This is a genomic window from Paenibacillus sp. 276b (assembly GCF_900107875.1).
Lineage (GTDB): Bacteria > Bacillota > Bacilli > Paenibacillales > Paenibacillaceae > Paenibacillus > Paenibacillus marchantiae.
Genome location: NZ_FNRR01000007.1, coordinates 61,117 through 80,152 on the forward strand (window position 1 = coordinate 61,117; position 19,036 = coordinate 80,152).

The window sequence follows — 19,036 nt, forward strand, 5'->3', positions numbered from 1 at the left end:
CTCTTTTCCTAGTCTAATGTGAAACTTATCAAATTACAATGGCTAAAATTCAAACATTTCTTATACAAAACTACCATCGGTTATTTATTTGTTGATTACTTAACTTTGGGAGCTGCGAGTAGATGCTCGACAACGAAATCGATTTGCTTGTTGATGGAATAGATATCCGAGTAATAGAAGAAATCAAAATCAATCTCGATTAAACGGCCTTCTTTGATAGCGGGTATGCTATTCCAAATTGGATTATCGTTAAGGTTATCTGCCCCTTCATATACCGAACGAAACACGTAGTCTCCCATATACTCAGGAAGAACTTCCATGGACAAGGTCGAACCTGCCGCGTCGGAAACGACGTCAATTTTTTTCTGGACCGCTTCAGGTGCTTTCATTTCCAAGTACTCGTATATAGCCTGAGATCCTCGGCCGTATTGCTTACTTTCTACAATGACCATCTCTTTCAGCCCACCCTCGACGATGGAGGCCGTTTTGTCCAGTATGCCTGCATCAGCAAGTTTTTTCTTGCTCTCTTCAACTTTACTGTTAAGATTGTCGATTAAAACGTCTGCTTCCTGTTCTTTGCCGAAAATGCTAGCGATACTATGAAGTCTTTCTTCCGTTGTCAATTTCTCATATGGGACATACACAGTTGGTGCAATATCTTTTAATAGCGTGTAAGTCTCTTCTGAAGGAACAATGATCAAATCCGGGTCCAGATCAATGACAGCCTCAGGGTTTGGTTCGAACCAGGTGCCTAGTGAATTTACCCCTTCAAGCTCATTCTTATATGCAGCCCCATCAAATACGTCAGACGTCGCAATAGGCTTAATTCCAAGCGCTACAACATCTCCTTGAAGATAAAGTACAACCACCCGTTTAGGATTTGCCGGGACAACAACATCACCTTTAACCGTGGAGACCGTGCGTGTTCCATTTTCATTGTTCGTTTGACTACCTGAATCTGATGATGAAGATGCGGCTGTGCTCGTAGATGAGTTCGTATTCGTGCCTTCCCCCGTAACTGTTGTTGTTGTAGAGCCAGCGGAGCATGCCGATAAAAGCATTGTGATGCTTAAAAGTGCAACCAAAATCATGCTGGAGCTTGTTTTTCTTCTTTTCATTGATGTAGACCCTCCGTCTATATATTGATAATGATTCTCATAATCAATATATCCTCGCTTCCATCTCCAGCCAATGGACGATTCGGAGAATTGTAATGGACGATCCTCTGCCAGGGTCTGGTTCCTTATTTTCCGCTGATAGAGTGTGGGGGACAGGCCCACATGTTTTTTGAAAATACGGCTGAAATAATACACATCCGTGTATCCCACTTCTGCCGCGATTTCGCGAAGGGTGGCATCGGATTGCACAAGCAGATTCCGGGCCTTGGTCAGTCTCGTTTGAATGAGATAATCAATCGGACTGTGTCCTGTCTTTCTTTTAAATTGCATAGATAAATGACGGGAGCTGTAGTTGAATTGTTCAGCCAGAAAATCCAGAGTCACCTGTTCCCTATAATGCTCCTGGATGTAGCGAAGTGTTTGCTCAATAGGATCTGGAAGCACTGTTCTGACTTCCTGCTCTGCCAATTGAAACAACAGCTCATGAATAAATTGGTAGAACAAACTTTTTACTTGTAGCAAGTCCAGTCTGCTCGCCTGATCCCACGCTTTCTCCAGTTCTCCAAAATAGCGCAATATAGCAAGAGGATTGCTCGGCGTAAATCCATATTGCAAAGAGAACGGAGCAATCTGAGGAGGTTGTGACAACCGCCATGTTTTACGATGAGTTGGGAACGCAAGGAATGCCCTGTAGAACAGCAAGTAATATTCAAACTTTTCGCTCACCCGAATATCCAGTGATGATCCTTTACCACCATGCAGAATACAGAATCGCTGTGCTTCGTGTGTTTTCCCATCCAATTTAAGTTGAGCTGCACCCCGAATGCTGTATATAAAAGCGTTTGCCGGAAGCAAATAGGACTCCTGTATCTCCCCTGCCTCCATGGCGATCCGGCGTATATCCAGAATTTTAACAGCCGCGTGATTCCAGCTTTGCATCTGTTCGTTTAATTGCATCGATTACTCTCCAATCCCAGTCTCACCAGGAACAAGACCTTGTGCAGGTCATTATTCTGCAAACCATCCTCTAACCGAAGCGTTATAGTGGTTCACTATTATTCCTTCATTATAGATGATAATAATTTTCATTATCAACTGAATTTTGACCAGGATTCAATTTCACCAATCAATGATCCGAAAGATTTACTTTTGAACAGCTGTCTTCGTGAACCAAGCTGCCAATTCCTCGGTCTGATCCAACGTTGCAATAGGGTCAAAGTACCATGAACGATCCGGACTCCAGATAAACACACGATCATTCTTAACGGCATCAAGCGAACTCCATACTGGCTTGGATTTCAATTCCTCCAAAGTTAGGTTGTCTGCCGTAAGAATAATGTAATCACCGGCAAATTCGGGTATGGATTCGGACGAGACTTCAACGAGCTGATCTTTCATTAATATCTCTTTTTTGTCTGCCGGAGGATTCAATCCGAGAGCACTGTACACAGCTTGACCTCCACGCCCAAAATTATCACCAAAGGCTAACGGTCCTTTATCGTAAAATTGCATAACGGATACTTCTGCATCTGCGTCGATTGCTTCACTTACACGCTTCTTGGCATCCGCAATTCGTCCGTCGTAGTCGTCCAACCATGACTCAGCCTCTTTTTCTTTGTTCAACGCTTTACCGAAATAAGCGATCTCTTCATGGGTATTTTTCAACTCTCCATAAGGAACAACAAGCGTAGGCGCAATTTTGCTAAAAGAATCAAACAAATCAGGATCACCTGTGACAATCAGATCTGGTTGAAGTTCCAACACCTTTTCAAGAGAAATAGTTTCGTATTCACCAATATTCTCTACTCCCTCAAGTGATTTGATAAAATAGGGGTTCTTCAAGTTCATTTCCGGTGTACCGACTGGCTTGATTCCCAAAGCAATCAGGCTTCCTAAATATAAATCCACCACAATTCGCTTGGGTTCAGCCGGGACCGTGATATCTCCCTTGACCGTCGAGATGATCCGAGGCTCGGAATTGTTCGATTGGCTATCAGCCGTTACTGTGCTGGTAACACTCGAAGTCCCTTTGCTTCCGGCTGTTTCTCCCCCAGAATTACTAGTTGCCCCTGTCGAGCAGGCACTCAGCAGTAAAGTGAGACTTAATAAAATACTAAGCAGCATTCCCGTTCTTGTCTGTCTATTCATGTACAATGACCCTCCGTGTTTATATTGATAATGATTATCATCATCGTTATAAACATACCTTCCAGCTCTTCCACTGGAAATGTCATTTCGCGCCAGGGCCGATGTCAGATCAGGCCATTTTAAGGTGCCCGATGTTTTCTCCTTAAACTGAAGCGGAGAAACACCTGTATGTTTTTTGAACATACGCCCTAGATAATATCCGTCCGGATAACCGATGCCTGCCGCAATCTCATCCAATGTAGCGTCGGTATGCAGCAGCATCTCCTTGGCCTTGAACAAACGGAACTGAATCAAATAGTCGATTGGACTATAACCCGTGGCCTGCTTGAACTTGCGGGACAGACTTCTGGGACTGCTGCCGACCTTCTCCGCCAAAACATGCAACGTTAGGGGCTCAGCATAAGAGGATTCCACAATTTTGATGACTTTGCTGACCTGATTCGTAATGGAATAACGAGTTGCAGCATGAGGAATTTGTGCTGATACTTGCTCTACAAAAGGATAAAAAAGACTTTTTGCCTGAAAATGATGTATGGGGTTCTTTTGATTCCATAAAGCGTGTATCTGTTTTACTTGCTCATACAGCACAACAGGTGACTCAGGGGCAAAACCATAGGTTAGCTGAAATGGATTCATGTGCTCCATCATGTTGCCCAAATCGGTTCTTCCTCCACTTGGCAAGCTTGATTTGTACATAAGGTAAAACAGGTTTAATCCAGATTGTCCAGCTTCAATATGCAGCACGCTCCCTTTTCCACCATGAAGAACATAAAACCGACTCACTTCATGCTTCTGGTCGTTTATGGTCACATAGGCTTTACCCTGGATGGTGAATACAAACGTGCTCGCAGGAAATTTATATGTTAGCTCCTCGGTTGGCCCTAACTCCATATAACGTATATCCGCAATACTCACAGCAGCATAGTTCCAGAGTATGTAATAATTATTCCACATTTCATTAACCCAACTCCGTCTAAATAGATTGACTAAACACACTCATTGATAACCATTATCAATCATTATTCGCAAGTAAGCAACACACAAGTGAAAGTGAACTTATTACCAGCGTATCTTCATTTGCTTCTCGTAACATCCGATATATGTAAGTAGATCCACGATATAACGAAGAAGGGGAAAAGACCATGAATTCAATTTCACCTGCCTCCAAAAGCAGCTTCACCCCCGGGAGCCAAGTCTCCAGTAGAGATAAGGAAATTCAGGGACTTATGCAGCAGAAGGTTAGGCTTAATGAAGAAGTACAAGCTGTAAAATCCAATGATGAACTGGACACTAAAACCAAAGCAGCACGAATCAAATCATTAACGAGCTCCATTACGCAAATTGACACGCAGATCGCCCAGATCAAAGCAGAGGAAATGGAGGAAAACAACAAATTAAAACAGCCTGAGAAGACCAAAGAACAACAGCCTCAGCGCAATGACGAAGCTCAACCCCCATCCATGGACCATCTAATTAAGCACAGTCAGACTTACGATCAGTTAGGTAAACTGGTCGGTTTGCGAGATCGCATGAACAGCTCCATACAAACCATTGAAGGTGAAACCAAGTTTGACCGACTGGTTCTGGAGATTAATGCTGGCAATGATGCTGGCAAATCGATGATGCTTGAAAATGCTGAACGTACGGTATTCCAGAAAAAAAGAGAAATCGTACAGGACATCAGCTCCCAAATGAGCAAAGTAGGTCAGAAGATTGGAGATTTGATGAAAGAGATACGTCAGCCTGTGCCAAAAGAATCCGTTTCGTCTCCTACACCTTCATCCTCTGTGGAAAAGGAAAATCAGGAAGTCGTTGAGGGAAATAAGGCTGAAAATAAATCGAAGAATTCCAATGGTACGCAGAATGATAAAGACCCAGGAAAAATTCAAGAGACTCAATCAAATGAATCCCCTTCCCCTTCCTTTACATCGCTCGACATTCGGGTTTAATTAGATTACATAATGGATAAGTATTCTCCAATAAAAAACCGTTATTTACAGGTCTCTTCTACCTGATAATAACGGTTTTTTTCGCACTTAATGGATATCCCCACAGTTATGGTTATACGGCTTCTTCATTCCCACAAATAACGCTGCCATTCACTGATTTACATACTTTTTTAATTCGGGTCGCCTCACTCACAATTTAATCAATGTTTTCATACTGTTGTCTATGGTTTGTGACCACAGCAATCGACACCGATACAAGCGGTATGGGTCGGTTCAGTCCAGTACGCCCTTCGCCCAAAACATATTGATTATCCAAGTCATCCTGATTGTAAAACATTCGCTTAATCTTCTCAAAATCTGTTATAACCTCTTCACAAACGTACCTAAAGTCATGATGATCTAATATCGCAATAAAATCGTCTCCACCGATATGGCCAAGAAAAGCCTCTGGAAAAACAAAAAGCTTCCGGAGCAGGTTAGCAGTAGCTTGAATAAGCTGATCCCCCATTTTGAACCCATAGCTATCATTGTAAGATTTAAAGTGATCCAAATCTATGTATAGAACACTAAAAAAATCAAGCTGCAGTAACTGATACAATCGTTCATCTATAATTCGGTTACCTGGAAGACCTGTCAAGGGATTCATAAAAATGGCCATCTCGGCTCGAACATCCGCAACTGCGAGCAGCAGACGTCGGATACTAACTGCTCCATACAAAATGCCTTCAGCTGTTATAAGCACTAGATCGTATAATTCTTCTTCAGATCTATTCATAGCCAGAACACTTACATCCGTAATCTGTTCAGCGTAATCGACGACCAGTGCCCGGCGTTCATAACCAGTTCCACAGGGCATCCCATACTGTGTACCAATCTGCTGGAAGAAACGAGCAAGCATCATTAATGACACACTTTGTTCTCCCATAACCGCTACACCTTCCAGATTGGGATTTGATTTAAAAAGATTGTAGACGATATCACATTTTGTTTCAGGCGCTACTATAGGAATCGTATCGGCTATCTCAACTATTTGCGTAAATATACCATTCGCCTCCTTTATACATAGCCATACCATCTACTATTAAATCTTCCAAGTGCGTACCTTATTCGGCTTGCTGAGAAAGCGTTAAATGCAAGTAAAAGTTTTACCGTAAAAAATATATCTCGGAGTTCCTCGGTTAGGACTTGGAATTAAGATTATAAAGTTTCATGAAGATTTTAAGTATTAATTGTTGCTAAGAGAGGGGCTGCGAAAATTTCGCAGAAAACACCGAATTTCCAAAACCTATTTCTGAATGAAAATAACTTTTATTTGTTATTCCTTAATGATACAATTTGTATCAAAAAGAACGGAAGGATATGATCATTTGAAAAAAGAACTAGTCCCAGAAGTTATATGGCTTAGGTGCATTGCTTGCCTTGCTATTGTTGCCATTCATTGTATCAATTTGACTTTCACAAATTATGAAGAATCTCTTGCTAGTCAGACAGTCACTTTATTAGAAGTCATAAAACTTGTGCTTTTGTTTGGAACACCTGCTTTTGTTTTCATCTCAGAATTTCTCTTAGCAAAATCTTACTCTGCTTATATTCCTGATAAATTCTTGTGGAAGCGTGCCCGTTACATTTTGATTCCCTACTTTACGATGGCTGTAGTCTATGCTTTCTATAGTTTGATTAGATCAGATGAGCTAACACCATATTCTTTAGTAGTGAAAATTCTTAGAAACATTGTTGTAGCAGATTATATTGCGTACTTCATTATTGTTATATTTCAATTTTATATCTTGCATATAATTTTCACCAAATACTTCCAATCCCTATCACCCAAACTTTTCATCCCCCTATGTCTAGCGATTAATTTACTCTATCTTGGTTTTTTCAACTTTGTCCCGCCTCTTCAATTTATTCCTGGAGCGGAGTACATATGGACGCGTCTATATTGGGTTGCTTTCCCTGGTTGGTTATTCTATTTTTCAGTAGCATATCAATGCGGCAAAAATTATACTGCTTTCAAAGAATTTCTAAATCGAAATATAAAATGGATTATATTAGTCCCTATATTAACTTTCCTTGCTATAACATTTTTAAAATTTACAATGATACTTCCCGAAACCAATTCAAAAAGAATAGACATGTTGTTTTATGCATTAAGTATGATCTTTGTTATTTTTTATTTCTCTTCAAAAGCAAAACGAATCCCATGGGTTATTGATCAAATAAGCAGATACTCATTTGGTATCTATCTGTTACACTTGATGTTTGTGCAAACCATCAGCAAATTTTTTCAAGGACTACATCCTTTTATCAACCTCCCCTTAACTTTTATAATAAGTATTAGTTTGTCCATTATTTTCACGTACCTGCTTCACAAGTTAAAAATTGGAAATTATTTCGTGGGTAAGATCGGAAATAGTTTTTCAAGAACAAACAAAGCAAATAAACAAAATGATTCTTGGGTTGAAACAGAAATTAAGGTGTAAAAGAAGACGTAATAAGGTTGGGTTAGTCTCCTATCGGATATACAACTTACTGGATCATGGGTAAAGAGTACACAAAGAAATAGTGACTTCCATGATCCAATTGATTATCACAGAGCTTTGTCATACGGCGGCTGCTCGACTCCAAGCTTAACAATTTCCAATAAATCAACTTACAAATATTTATAAGGCAAAAACGCATGCCTCTGAGGAGATATGCGTTTTTCTAATTTGCTCGATTCTGACTTATAGTTCCACTAATTCCCATAACAGCTAGAAGAACTATAAGTTTTTGAACAATTATTCTATTTCGTCAGTAAGCCTTCATTCCTGATCCTTTCAGGACACCTTATTCTCAATTCTAAGCTTGTCAGCGACCATCGCGATGAACTCGGAGTTCGTAGGTTTCGACTTGCTGATATTAATGGTATAACCAAACAGGTGGCTGATGCTGTCGATGTTACCACGTGTCCAAGCCACTTCGATAGCATGACGAATGGCTCGTTCGACGCGAGACGGCGTTGTTTTGAACTTTTCGGCAATCGCTGGGTACAAGGTTTTCGTGATAGCACCCAAAATTTCGATATTGTTATACACCATAGTGATGGCTTCGCGTAAATACTGATATCCTTTAATATGCGCAGGAACGCCGATTTCATGTATGATGGACGTAATGCTTGCATCCAAATTTTTGTGTTTACCCATCGGCACCACGTTGGACTTGTTCATAAACATCGATGATCCGCCACCACCGCCTGTGGAGATCGTGGTTTGCGTGCCAACCAGTTGACGTACACGATTCGCGAGTACTTCCATGTCAAACGGTTTCAGGATGTAATAAGAAGCTCCGAGTTGCACGGCACGCTGCGTGATATTCTCTTGTCCGAAAGCCGTAAGCATAATGACTTTGGGCTGTGGAGACAGATTCAGGTTGCGCAGACGCTCCAGTACACCCAGTCCATCCAGGTGAGGCATAATAATATCCAGAATAAGTACATCCGGTACATCGCGAGTCTGCTCCAGCAACTGCAGCACTTCTTCTCCATTGTAAGCAATTCCTGTTACTTCCATATCTTCCTGTTCGGATATATATTCGGCAAGCAAATTCGTAAATTCACGATTATCATCGGCCAGCAATACCTCAATTTTTTGCAAAACGGTATCCTCCTTTAATTTAAACATCGTTTCGTACATTTCCTTACAGGTTAAATTTTCGACACAGGGGAGGAAATTCCTTCTGTCGAAAATTATTTTTCTTTATTTTTTTTTCTCATTGCTATATAATAAATAATTTATTTCATTATCCGATATTATATGTTTCCATTCGACAAAAAAACCTTAAGGAGGTTATCCCGCCTTAAGGTTTTTTGCATTATCCTTTTTCATCATGACTCCTGCATCTTGTAACATCCACTCAATGAAGCAGCCATAACCTGATTTCGGATCATTAACAAACACATGGGTCACGGCACCAATCAGTTTTCCGTTTTGCACAATGGGGCTGCCACTCATGCCTTGTACAATGCCTCCGGTCTTATCCAGCAGCTTCGGATCTGTGATTCGAAGCACCAGACCTTTAGTCGCTGGTTCAGATTGGTCTGCTACGTGAACGATATCAATCGAGAAACGTTCCACCTGCTGACCTTCAACAACTGTGAGAATTTCTGCAGGACCTTCTTTTACTTCATGCGAGAAAGCAACAGGAATCCCTTTTGAATATAAACTATGTTCAGGATTTCCGGACATTTTACCAAAGATACCAAAAGCCGTATTGCGTTCAATATTGCCCAAAATTTTGCTTTCTTTCAGGAAATGAGCTCGTTTTTCACCTGGATCACCGGATTCACTCTTAGAGATTGACGTTACATTAGACTGAACAATCTGACCACTACCGACAACGATGGAGGTCTGCGTGTTCATATCCGTGATGACATGTCCTAGAGCGCCATAAACGCCTTGATCCGGAGCGTAGAAGGTTAATGTTCCTACACCTGCGGCGGAGTCACGAATGTACAAGCCAAGCCTCCAGGCTTTGTCTTCCGCGTCATAAGCCGGTGTCAAACGGGTTTTAACCGTTTCTTTACCGCGTTTTAAAACGACATCAATTCCTTTTTTGCTCTTGCCTGCAAGCTCAACAGCTTCAGCTACACCCGATACACCATCAAGGCGTTTACCGTCCATATGGGTAATCAGATCTCCAAGCTTGATGCCTGCTGATTCTCCAGGGGATACACGTTCATCTTGTCCAGAACGGACCAGATGGTGCCCTACAACCAGAATACCTGCAGATTTTACTTTGACGCCAATGGTTTGTCCCCCGGGTACTACACGCAAATCCGGAATCACATTTACGTTAACTGTTTTTACCGGAATTTTTCCCCACAACTTCAACGTTAATTTGGCATGTCCCGTTTGTTGGGGATGAAGATGCAAAGGTTGTTGCTTCGTTACGTGAACTGCAGTTTCCTTTCCATCAAAACCGACGATGTCAGGACGATCCACAACAGCGCTTGAAGCAGCCGGTACAGCGAGATGAACGTCAGCCTGCCTGCCTGCAAATACCTGAAGTTCATCAGGCAATGAAGCATAACTTTGCACAGGCTGAATGGCCTGGCTGATCACACATAGAAAGAAGGCAAATAAAAGACCTAGCAATTTCTTCCTGAGGGGGGAATTCAATGGCTGTCACACTCCCTTTGCTTCTTTCGCTTGACGAAAGGTGGTCGCCAATTGCGTACCTATAAGATAACCTCGCCCCCAGGCTTTTATTACTGTCAATCATTACGCCAGCCGCTCGTTTCACCCTTTTTTGGCTTCCGCCAAATTCAGCATTTCCTGTGCATGATGCAGAGTTTTTTCTGTAATTTCCACACCGCCGAGCATACGTGCCAATTCCTTCACTCTGCCTTCGTCTGACAGCGATTCCACTTGTGTCATCGTGCGTCCGTCATACACATGCTTTTCGATGAGATACTGATGATCGGCCATACAAGCGACCTGTGGCAAGTGAGTAATAGAGAAAACTTGGCAAGTGGAGGACAGACGGTATAATTTCTCCGCAATGGATTGTGCTGCTCTTCCGCTCACACCTGTATCCACCTCGTCAAAGATCAACACCGGAATCCGGTCATGACGTGCGAAAATACTCTTCATCGCCAGCATCATTCGGGACAACTCACCACCGGAAGCAATCTTGCCGAGCGGACGTAAAGGCTCACCTGGATTCGGAGAGATCAGGAATTCCGCATTATCTGCACCCTGACGCGTAAGGCGAATGCGACGCCCATTCCATTCGATCCCTTTTGCATCTTCAAAAGGAGTAATTTGAACTCGTAACGTCGTTCTCTCCATCTGCAAATCCTTCAGTTCACTTTCCACCTGCGCTGCAAGTTCCTCTGCACATTGTTTACGAACCCGGCTGAGTTCCTCCGCAGACTCCATGACTAATTTGAGCAATTTGTCACGTTCATTACGCAGCTTCTCCAAACGTTCATCCTTGTTCTCCAACTGGTCGGTTTCATGGCTAATTTGTTCATAATAATTCAAAATAAGTTCCACACTGTCACCGTATTTCCGTCTGAGGCCAGAAATCAGATTCAGTCGCTGTTCCACTTCTTCCAATCTACCCGGGTTAAATTCGATCTTCTCCCGATAATCACGCAACTGAAACGTCGCGTCTTCCAACTGATAAAATGCTGACTGGAGCTGTTCAACAATAGGCTGCAAGCCTTTGCTATCATATCCTGATATATCTTCAATTCGTGACAGCGCGATACTTACAGCTTCTAACCCACGTTGACCGCTAAGCAGATCATATGCACCAGCAACACTGTCCATCATTTTCTCACTATGGGATAGTTTGACCCGTTCTTCTCCGAGTAATTCATCCTCACCCTGCGTTAGAGAAGCAGCTGCAATCTCTTCAAGTTGAAAACGGTACATGTCCAGCAATTGATACGCACGTTGACTGGATTCCTGAAGTGCACGCAGTTCTTTTTCCGCCGTAATAAATTTACTGTAGCGTTCTTGATATTCCGTTTTGACTGGACCGATGATTGCTGCCCCGTATGTATCCAGAAGCCCCAGATGACTTTCTGCGCGCAACAAACTTTGATGTTCATGCTGTCCATGAATATTAATTAATTTTTCTCCGACTTCACGGAGCATCGTTAAATTGACCAATTGGCCGTTAATACGAGATGTACTTTTGCCTTGGGTATTCAGTTCCCGGCGAATCACCAGATGCTCCTCCGGTTCACAATGGATGCCAAGCTTCTCTAACGTTACCCATACCGGATGGCTTGGCTCCATTTCAAACAGAGCCTCCATCTCGGCCTTCTCACATCCATAACGGATCAGATCGGCAGAGCTTCGTCCACCAGCAATCAGACCCAAGGCATCAATAATGATCGATTTACCCGCTCCTGTTTCACCAGACAAGACATGGAATCCCGGGTGGAAAACAACATCAACTTCTTCTACAACAGCCAAATTACGAATCGATAATGTAACTAACATCTGCAAAAACACCTCCGGATGACTCACTCAGAAATTATGTTTTTGAACCATTATATTCTAGGAAATATAACCCATAATCCGCTCGATTACGGTCACGCTGTTACTTTCCGTCCGGCAAATGATCAGTATGGTATCATCTCCACAGATGGTTCCCATCACTTCCGTCCACTCAATATTATCGAGCAAGGCAGCAATGGAGTTAGCTGTGCCGGGCAAACACTTCATTACAACCAGATTGTTTGTATGATCAATGTGTAAGAAGTTGTCCACAAGAGCACGTTTCAGTTTCTGAATCGGATTATATCGTTGGTCTGTAGGTAGCGAATACTTATATCGTCCATCGTCCATGGGAATCTTGATTAAAAGAAGCTCCTTAATATCCCGTGATACAGTGGCTTGAGTCACCTGGAATCCGGATTTACGCAAAGCTTCAACCAGATCATCCTGGGTTTCAATTTCGTTTTGACTAATGATTTCACGTATTTTAATGTGTCGTTGTCCTTTCATACATGCCTCCAGTTAAAAGTTCAATGTATTGCAATAAAACGGCAAATTCTAAGTTCCATAACGTTTGCCATCCTGCAATTCGTTCATTCGTTATATAAACAACTTTCAGGTTTCATTACTCCCCTTAGTCCAGATCATCTCCATCGTACACGTCTTCTTGATAGTCCATGAGCCTGATTACCTTGATATCCGATTCCTCCAAGTCCACATACAACAACCCTTCACAGCCGGGATATAACAATAAATAATACAGGAAGCGGTCTCGCAGGGATGGCCCAGTAAGTTCAAGAGGTTGCCTGCGACGGGACGTCTTCACCAGATATCTCTCATCATCACGCTCTGCTACATAATCAATAAACAGCCTGCTGTAATAAACGGATTCATCTGCTTCAAAGGCTAAAGGAATTTTCATTTTACCTCCGATGACTTCATATCCTTCCGCTTCAAGCAGATCCACTGCGGGTGAATCCTGAATTTCTAAATTCAGTTGCATACCCGACAAGTTTACTGGAATCGGACGATTAACCCAATTCCGAAAGCCAGAGAACACCCATAAAATTAAGCAGACAGCAAGTACACCAATAACAATTGTGTCATATTGCCCATCCATCATCGCTCACCTCGAAGACATATTCGAGATTCGACAACCGATTTCCTTTTAGAATGTCACCTTTCCAGCGAAAAGAAACCCATCCTATGATGAGTTTCCTGTAAAAGTATGGGCAGCTTCCCTTGCAACTTGATCTGCAAGTGCATCAAGTGAAGCCTGAACGTTCTCTTGTTGTGTTGCCTCTGGTTCTTCCAGACGCCAGTGAGCGAGAAATTCAATATTCCCTTCTCCGCCTGTAATCGGCGAGAATGTTAAACCTTTTAGCTTTAATCCAAGCTCATTTGCGAAACGAAGCATCGTCTGCAAAACGTCCTTGTGAACCTTAGTATCACGAACAACGCCGGACTTGCCGACTTTCTCACGGCCTGCTTCGAACTGAGGTTTAATTAACGCCACAATGTCTGCCGGTTGCTTTAGAAGTGCCAGCAACGGCGGCAAAATAATTCTCAGCGAAATAAAGGATACATCAATACTAGCAAAATTCGGCACAGGTCCATGTAAATCTGCGGGAGTCACATAACGGAAATTGGTTCTTTCCATTACAGTAACCCGTTCATCATTACGGAGTGACCAATCCAGCTGGTTATAACCAACATCGATGGCATATACATGAGATGCACCATGTTGCAGGGCACAATCGGTAAATCCACCAGTGGATGAACCGATATCGAGCATTACAAGTCCATTCATATCGAGATCGAAGTGACGGATCGCTTTTTCAAGCTTTAATCCGCCTCTACCGACATAGGGATGTACTGAACCCTTTACTTTAAGTTCGGCTTCCCGTGGAATCTTCATGCCCGCTTTTTCAATCCGCTCATTGTTGGCATATACCAGTCCAGCCATGATTGCAGCTTTTGCCTTCTCACGACTTTCGTAGTATCCCTGCTCAACCAGCAGAACATCAATTCGTTCTTTCGGGAGTGACATGTCTTTCTCCTATCATGTAGTAATCCTAATTAATCAATAATGTGTTTAGTTTAGTTTCTCTGATTGTTCCAGTTATGAAGGGAACCGAGTTCTGGACATACCATATGAAGATTGGGCTGCCAAACTGCGCAGCTCCGAACTCACATTCTCGACCGTGAGTCCCACTTCAGCTCTTTGATCCTCAATACTGCCATGTTCAATGAATCGATCCGGAATGCCCATCAGCTGTACATGAACATCATGCAGCCCTTGTTCTGCGTAAAACTCCAGAACTGCACTGCCCATACTGCCTGCTTGTGATGCTTCTTCAAGCACAATTAACTTCGTGCCTCGAACTGCTAGATCACGCAGCATCTGCTCATCAAGCGGCTTAAGGAAGCGGGCGTTTATTACGCCAACCGTAATACCTTCTCTTTTAACCGTCTCTGCAGCTTCTTCAGCAAGCTGTACCATTGACCCCGAAGCGATGATAGCATAACCTTCAGATGGACGAAGCTGTTCCCATGTACCGATTGGAATCGGAATGAGTTCATCATCAAGAGGCACGCCTACAACATTGTTTCGTGGATAACGATAAGCAATCGGGCCTTCATTATATTCAAGCGCCGTCTTCATCATATGGCGCAGTTCATTCTCATCTTTAGGCATCATCAGGACGATATTCGGAATATGACGCATAAACGCCACATCGTACACACCTTGATGCGTTTCACCATCTGGACCGACAAATCCAGCACGGTCAATGGCGAACATGACATTGGCATTATGACGACAAATATCATGTACAATCTGATCATACGCACGCTGCATAAACGTCGAATAGACGGCAAATACCGGCTTCAACCCTTCCATTGCCAGTGCTGCACACATGGTTGCTGCATGCTGTTCGGCAATACCCACGTCAATCATGCGATCAGGGAATTCCTTACTGAAAGGAATGAGACCTGAACCTGTTGGCATGGCTGGTGTTACCGCAACAATTCGTTTATCCTGCTTGGCAAGATCAATCAACGTTTTACCGAACACTTCCGTATACATCGGTTTGCCTACAGCCTTAAGTACTTGACCTGATTCAATTTTGTACGGAGAAATTCCGTGCCATTTGTGTGAATCGGCCTCAGCTGGCTGATAGCCTTTACCTTTGGTTGTCAGTACATGAACCATTACAGGACCATCGACGTTATCCGCCTGTTTGAACGTTTCAATCAATTTCGGAATGTCGTGTCCATCAATGGGTCCCAAATAGGTGAAGCCCAGCTCTTCGAACAGAACTCCTGGAACCATCATGTATTTGACACTATCTTTAATCCAGCTCGCCGATTTGGCCAAACGATCCCCTATGGCAGGAATTTTTTTGAGCATTCCTTCCACGTCATCCTTGGCTTTCAAATAATGGCGATCCGAACGAATTTTGCTCAAATATTTATGCATAGCCCCGACATTCGGAGCAATGGACATTTCATTATCATTGAGGATAACCATCAGCTTTTTCTGCTCATGACCAATGTGATTGAGAGCTTCAAAGGCCATACCACCTGTAAGCGCTCCATCCCCGATCATCGCGATAACCTGATTGTCTTCACCCTTAAGATCACGGGCAAGCGCCATGCCCATCGCAGCAGATAACGATGTGCTGCTGTGGCCCGCTTCCCATACATCATGTTCACTCTCGTTACGTTTAACAAATCCACACAAGCCATTATGCTGACGAAGTGTATCGAAGCGATCCATCCGTCCCGTTAGAACTTTGTGCACATAAGCCTGATGCCCTACATCGAAAATCATTTTGTCCACTGGACTGTTATAGCAGTAATGCAGGGCTACCGTGAGCTCAACCACTCCTAAGTTGGGTGCGAGATGGCCCCCTGTAACGGACAGCTTCTCAATCAGAAACTGCCGGATCTCTGCCGACAAAAGAACGAGATCATCCTGAGACATCGACTTTAGATCACTGGGTTGTTTAATTTGTGGAAGCAGCACGAGAATCTCCCCGCTTTCCTAGATTGTTTGATTTGGTGTAATCCATATATACACAGTTTATTAAATGACATTAAAACATTATAACATAAAAGAACAAGAATCATAATTTACGGCACTATACTCCTGATAACGAGCATTTTCGCCAGCAAGGTTCGTATGATCTTCCTCAATATGTATTCCCAAACCCACTTGGAACAGACTCTCTTCATGAAGCCCAGAAAAAGCACATTAAATTGATTACACGATTCTGGGTGATTTGAAACAGAGACGCTCAACCAAAACTAATGATCTCGACTCATCAGATAATCTGCAATCTCCATCAGTCTCGAAGGGTCAGGTAACTCCGCTCTGCCAAGTGCATCTTTCGCAGATTGCGTAAGGGACTTCACCTCTTGAAGAGAGGCATCCATACCAATAAAATAAGGGTATGTAACCTTTTGCTGATTCACATCACTTTGCGTCTTCTTGCCCATTTTCTGCTCGTCACCCGTCAGGTCGAGAATATCGTCCTGAATCTGGAAAGCTAACCCCAGATCTCTGCCAAATACGCGCAGCGCCTCCAACTGTCCGTCTGTCGCACCACCAATACGTGCGCCCGCAATGAGAGAAAACACAATTAAATCTCCGGTCTTGTGCAGATGAATATATTGCAATTGGGCAAGATCTGTCATGCCCTGTTCGCCTTCCATATCAGCCACTTGTCCGCCAACCATGCCTCTTGCGCCAGCCAATTCCGACAATTCCTCCACAATGGATAACAATGCGTCTGCTGACACACCACTGCGACGACCTGCCTGAACAATACTATAAAAAGCGTGCGTTAAAAGTGCATCGCCAGCCAATATAGCTGTCGCTTCACCAAATACTTTGTGATTCGTTAATTTTCCCCTGCGATAGTCGTCATTATCCATGGCAGGCAGGTCATCGTGGATCAACGAATACGTATGAACCATCTCCACGGCGCAGGCTACCGGCAATGCAGCTGTACGCTGTGCACCGAAGGCTTCCGCCGCAGCAACGACCAGAAGTGGACGAAGGCGTTTGCCCCCGGCCATAAGTGAATACTGCATCGCGTCAGCCAGTGACTGAGGCACATCCCAGTGAACAGGAAGAGTCTGCTGCAACTCTCCCGTCACCTCAGCTGTGACTTCCTCAAGATACGTTTCAAACGAAGGACGATTACTCATTGACTTCACCACTTTCGTCGACGGCAGCGCCGAACGGTTTCTTGCGAAGTTCCCCATCCTCTTCTACGATCATCTCGATCTTACGTTCCACTTGTTCTAACTTCAAACCACAAAGTTGGGAAAGTTTCATTCCGCGCTGAAACAAATCGATGGCCTGTTCCAGTGGAACATCACCATGCTCAAGCTGACCTACGATGTCTTCCAATGCCGCCATTGCCTCTTCAAAATTCAATTCCGGTTCATTCGCCATGGGTATTGTCGTCCTCCTTCATTCCCCAAACCTGACAGTCCAACTGTCCGTCTGTTAATTTAATCTTTATCGAATCTCCAGGCTGTACATCCTTCATCGATTTGATCAATCGTTGCTCCTGTTCGTCATAGACAAGGCTGTATCCGCGTGACATAACTTTGAGCGGGCTAAGCGCATCCAAATGACGTACAGATGATTTCCATTGCTGCTGCTTCGCTCTCGCAATGGATCGGATTGCAACCTCCAGTTGACGCCGGGCTGATGCATTCTCCCGTCTTGCTGCATTCACCTGTTCACGAGGATTGAACCGCTGCAGCGCTGCACGCAAACGCTCCTGTTTCTCGGTTGTCCATTTCATACGTGTATCTACAGTTCGCAGAAGACGTTGTTGCAGCATATCCAGTCGCTCCGTATGCTGCATTAAGGTACGTCTGGGATGCACAAGCACAGGTGAGCGTTGCAATCTGGCCAGTCGCTCGCGATTATGAACAGCACGCTGACGTAAACTGTGCTGCAGCTGACGCTGGCGCTGAGCGATCTGATCAAGCAGCTCAGCTCGATTGGGTACTGCCAGTTCGGCAGCAGCCGTAGGTGTTGCCGCACGTAGATCAGCAGCAAAATCGGCAATCGTAAAATCCGTTTCATGCCCAACGGCTGATATCACTGGAATGGCCGAACCCACAATCGCTCTTGCCACGATCTCCTCATTGAAAGCCCACAGCTCTTCCAGTGATCCGCCGCCTCGTCCGACAATCAGCACATCGGCTTCACCCATTCGGTTCAGGTTATTGATGGCCTTCACAATGGAAGGAGCTGCACCTTTACCTTGAACGAGTACAGGATACAGAATCACTTGGGCAGAAGGATATCTGCGTTGCAATGTAATCATGATATCCCTTACCGCTGCACCTGTAGGTGAGGTTACCACACCAATCGTCTGTGGAAAACGGGGAATCGGCCTTTTCCGTGATGTAGAGAACAGTCCCTCGTCCTCCAGCTTTTTTTTCAGCTGCTCATAGGCCAAGTACAGACTTCCAATACCGTCCGGTTGCATGTGTGTAGCGTAGAATTGATATTGTCCATCCCGCTCATACACCGAGACATTACCACGAGCAATAACCCTTGCACCCTCCTTCGGTACAAAGGGCAATCGTTGATTATGGGAAGCAAACATAATGGACTTAATTCGGCTGTCCTTGTCCTTCAATGTAAAATACATATGACCGCTGGAGTGATGTGTAAAATTGGAGATCTCTCCGCGTAGCCATACATCCGACAGTACCTGATCCGATTCTAGCTTCATCCGGATGTATCGGTTCAGGTCTTTGATGGAATAGATCTTTTGATCTGCCACAGATT

At 43.7% G+C, this 19,036-nt stretch carries 15 protein-coding genes; 2 read left to right on the forward strand and 13 right to left on the reverse strand.

From position 1 onward, the window contains the following. Positions 1–95: 95 nt before the first annotated feature. Both BLV50_RS25830 and BLV50_RS25835 read right to left on the reverse strand, forming a co-directional pair. The gene (locus tag BLV50_RS25830) at positions 96–2,075 is read right to left on the reverse strand and encodes an AraC family transcriptional regulator (RefSeq protein ID WP_090810675.1); all 1,980 of its coding nucleotides are present in this window, start codon (positions 2,073–2,075) and stop codon (positions 96–98) included. A gap of 186 nt (positions 2,076–2,261) precedes the next feature. After that, positions 2,262–4,220: an AraC family transcriptional regulator gene (locus tag BLV50_RS25835; RefSeq protein ID WP_090810677.1), complete on the reverse strand. Its 1,959-nt coding sequence runs from the start codon at positions 4,218–4,220 to the stop codon at positions 2,262–2,264. A 188-nt stretch (positions 4,221–4,408) separates the two neighbouring features. Here BLV50_RS25835 and BLV50_RS25840 point away from each other — a divergent pair, with 188 nt between their 5' ends. Then, the gene (locus tag BLV50_RS25840; RefSeq protein WP_090810679.1) at positions 4,409–5,215 is read left to right on the forward strand and encodes a FlxA-like family protein; all 807 of its coding nucleotides are present in this window, start codon (positions 4,409–4,411) and stop codon (positions 5,213–5,215) included. A 196-nt stretch (positions 5,216–5,411) separates the two neighbouring features. On the opposite strand, the gene BLV50_RS25845 is transcribed toward BLV50_RS25840, so the two are convergent. Next, a complete protein-coding gene (locus BLV50_RS25845) occupies positions 5,412–6,140 on the reverse strand; it encodes a GGDEF domain-containing protein (RefSeq protein ID WP_256338049.1) in 729 nt (242 codons plus the stop codon). Between the two features lie 400 nt (positions 6,141–6,540). On the opposite strand from BLV50_RS25845, the gene BLV50_RS25850 reads away from it, so the two are divergent. Then, positions 6,541–7,698, forward strand: a complete 1,158-nt coding sequence (locus BLV50_RS25850) for an acyltransferase family protein (protein WP_218135429.1) — start codon at positions 6,541–6,543, stop codon at positions 7,696–7,698. Positions 7,699–8,034: 336 nt separating this feature from the next. Here BLV50_RS25850 and spo0A read toward each other — a convergent pair whose 3' ends face one another. From spo0A to xseA, 10 genes are all read right to left on the reverse strand, one after another. Beyond that, positions 8,035–8,850, reverse strand: coding sequence for a sporulation transcription factor Spo0A (gene spo0A / locus BLV50_RS25855; protein WP_063565711.1), 816 nt, complete (start codon positions 8,848–8,850; stop codon positions 8,035–8,037). Between the two features lie 192 nt (positions 8,851–9,042). Then, positions 9,043–10,374 carry a SpoIVB peptidase gene (gene spoIVB / locus BLV50_RS25860; RefSeq protein WP_063565710.1) on the reverse strand — a complete coding sequence of 444 codons (1,332 nt, stop codon included), beginning with the start codon at positions 10,372–10,374 and terminating at the stop codon, positions 9,043–9,045. A gap of 120 nt (positions 10,375–10,494) precedes the next feature. Continuing rightward, the gene (gene recN, locus BLV50_RS25865) at positions 10,495–12,213 is read right to left on the reverse strand and encodes a DNA repair protein RecN (RefSeq protein ID WP_064636757.1); all 1,719 of its coding nucleotides are present in this window, start codon (positions 12,211–12,213) and stop codon (positions 10,495–10,497) included. A 57-nt stretch (positions 12,214–12,270) separates the two neighbouring features. Then, a complete protein-coding gene (gene ahrC / locus BLV50_RS25870; RefSeq protein WP_063565708.1) occupies positions 12,271–12,720 on the reverse strand; it encodes a transcriptional regulator AhrC/ArgR in 450 nt (149 codons plus the stop codon). 124 nt (positions 12,721–12,844) lie between these two features. After that, entirely contained in the window at positions 12,845–13,330 is a 486-nt protein-coding gene (locus BLV50_RS25875) for a hypothetical protein (protein WP_090810683.1), read from the reverse strand. 84 nt (positions 13,331–13,414) lie between these two features. Next, positions 13,415–14,260, reverse strand: a complete 846-nt coding sequence (locus tag BLV50_RS25880) for a TlyA family RNA methyltransferase (RefSeq protein WP_072735302.1) — start codon at positions 14,258–14,260, stop codon at positions 13,415–13,417. Positions 14,261–14,332: 72 nt separating this feature from the next. Next, entirely contained in the window at positions 14,333–16,240 is a 1,908-nt protein-coding gene (gene dxs / locus BLV50_RS25885) for a 1-deoxy-D-xylulose-5-phosphate synthase (RefSeq protein WP_072735303.1), read from the reverse strand. A 281-nt stretch (positions 16,241–16,521) separates the two neighbouring features. Beyond that, positions 16,522–17,427, reverse strand: coding sequence for a polyprenyl synthetase family protein (locus BLV50_RS25890; RefSeq protein WP_063565704.1), 906 nt, complete (start codon positions 17,425–17,427; stop codon positions 16,522–16,524). Further along, positions 17,420–17,677, reverse strand: a complete 258-nt coding sequence (gene xseB, locus BLV50_RS25895; RefSeq protein ID WP_063565703.1) for an exodeoxyribonuclease VII small subunit — start codon at positions 17,675–17,677, stop codon at positions 17,420–17,422. The genes BLV50_RS25890 and xseB overlap by 8 nt, the downstream gene beginning before the upstream one ends. Next, on the reverse strand, positions 17,667–19,031 hold the full coding sequence (gene xseA, locus BLV50_RS25900; protein WP_079694114.1) for an exodeoxyribonuclease VII large subunit: 1,365 nt from the start codon (positions 19,029–19,031) through the stop codon (positions 17,667–17,669). The genes xseB and xseA overlap by 11 nt, the downstream gene beginning before the upstream one ends. Positions 19,032–19,036: the final 5 nt, after the last annotated feature.

Bases quoted from the DNA above. Each gene is read 5' to 3' on its own strand.
- BLV50_RS25875 (WP_090810683.1), bottom strand. From the start codon at position 13,330: ATGGATGGGCAATATGACACAATTGTTATTGGTGTACTTGCTGTCTGC.
- BLV50_RS25880 (WP_072735302.1), bottom strand. From the start codon at position 14,260: ATGTCACTCCCGAAAGAACGAATTGATGTTCTGCTGGTTGAGCAGGGA.
- BLV50_RS25845 (WP_256338049.1), bottom strand. From the start codon at position 6,140: ATGGGAGAACAAAGTGTGTCATTAATGATGCTTGCTCGTTTCTTCCAG.
- recN (WP_064636757.1), bottom strand. From the start codon at position 12,213: ATGTTAGTTACATTATCGATTCGTAATTTGGCTGTTGTAGAAGAAGTT.
- xseB (WP_063565703.1), bottom strand. From the start codon at position 17,677: ATGGCGAATGAACCGGAATTGAATTTTGAAGAGGCAATGGCGGCATTG.
- BLV50_RS25850 (WP_218135429.1), top strand. From the start codon at position 6,541: ATGATACAATTTGTATCAAAAAGAACGGAAGGATATGATCATTTGAAA.
- BLV50_RS25830 (WP_090810675.1), bottom strand. From the start codon at position 2,075: ATGCAATTAAACGAACAGATGCAAAGCTGGAATCACGCGGCTGTTAAA.
- ahrC (WP_063565708.1), bottom strand. From the start codon at position 12,720: ATGAAAGGACAACGACACATTAAAATACGTGAAATCATTAGTCAAAAC.
- BLV50_RS25890 (WP_063565704.1), bottom strand. From the start codon at position 17,427: ATGAGTAATCGTCCTTCGTTTGAAACGTATCTTGAGGAAGTCACAGCT.
- BLV50_RS25835 (WP_090810677.1), bottom strand. From the start codon at position 4,220: ATGTGGAATAATTATTACATACTCTGGAACTATGCTGCTGTGAGTATT.
- BLV50_RS25840 (WP_090810679.1), top strand. From the start codon at position 4,409: ATGAATTCAATTTCACCTGCCTCCAAAAGCAGCTTCACCCCCGGGAGC.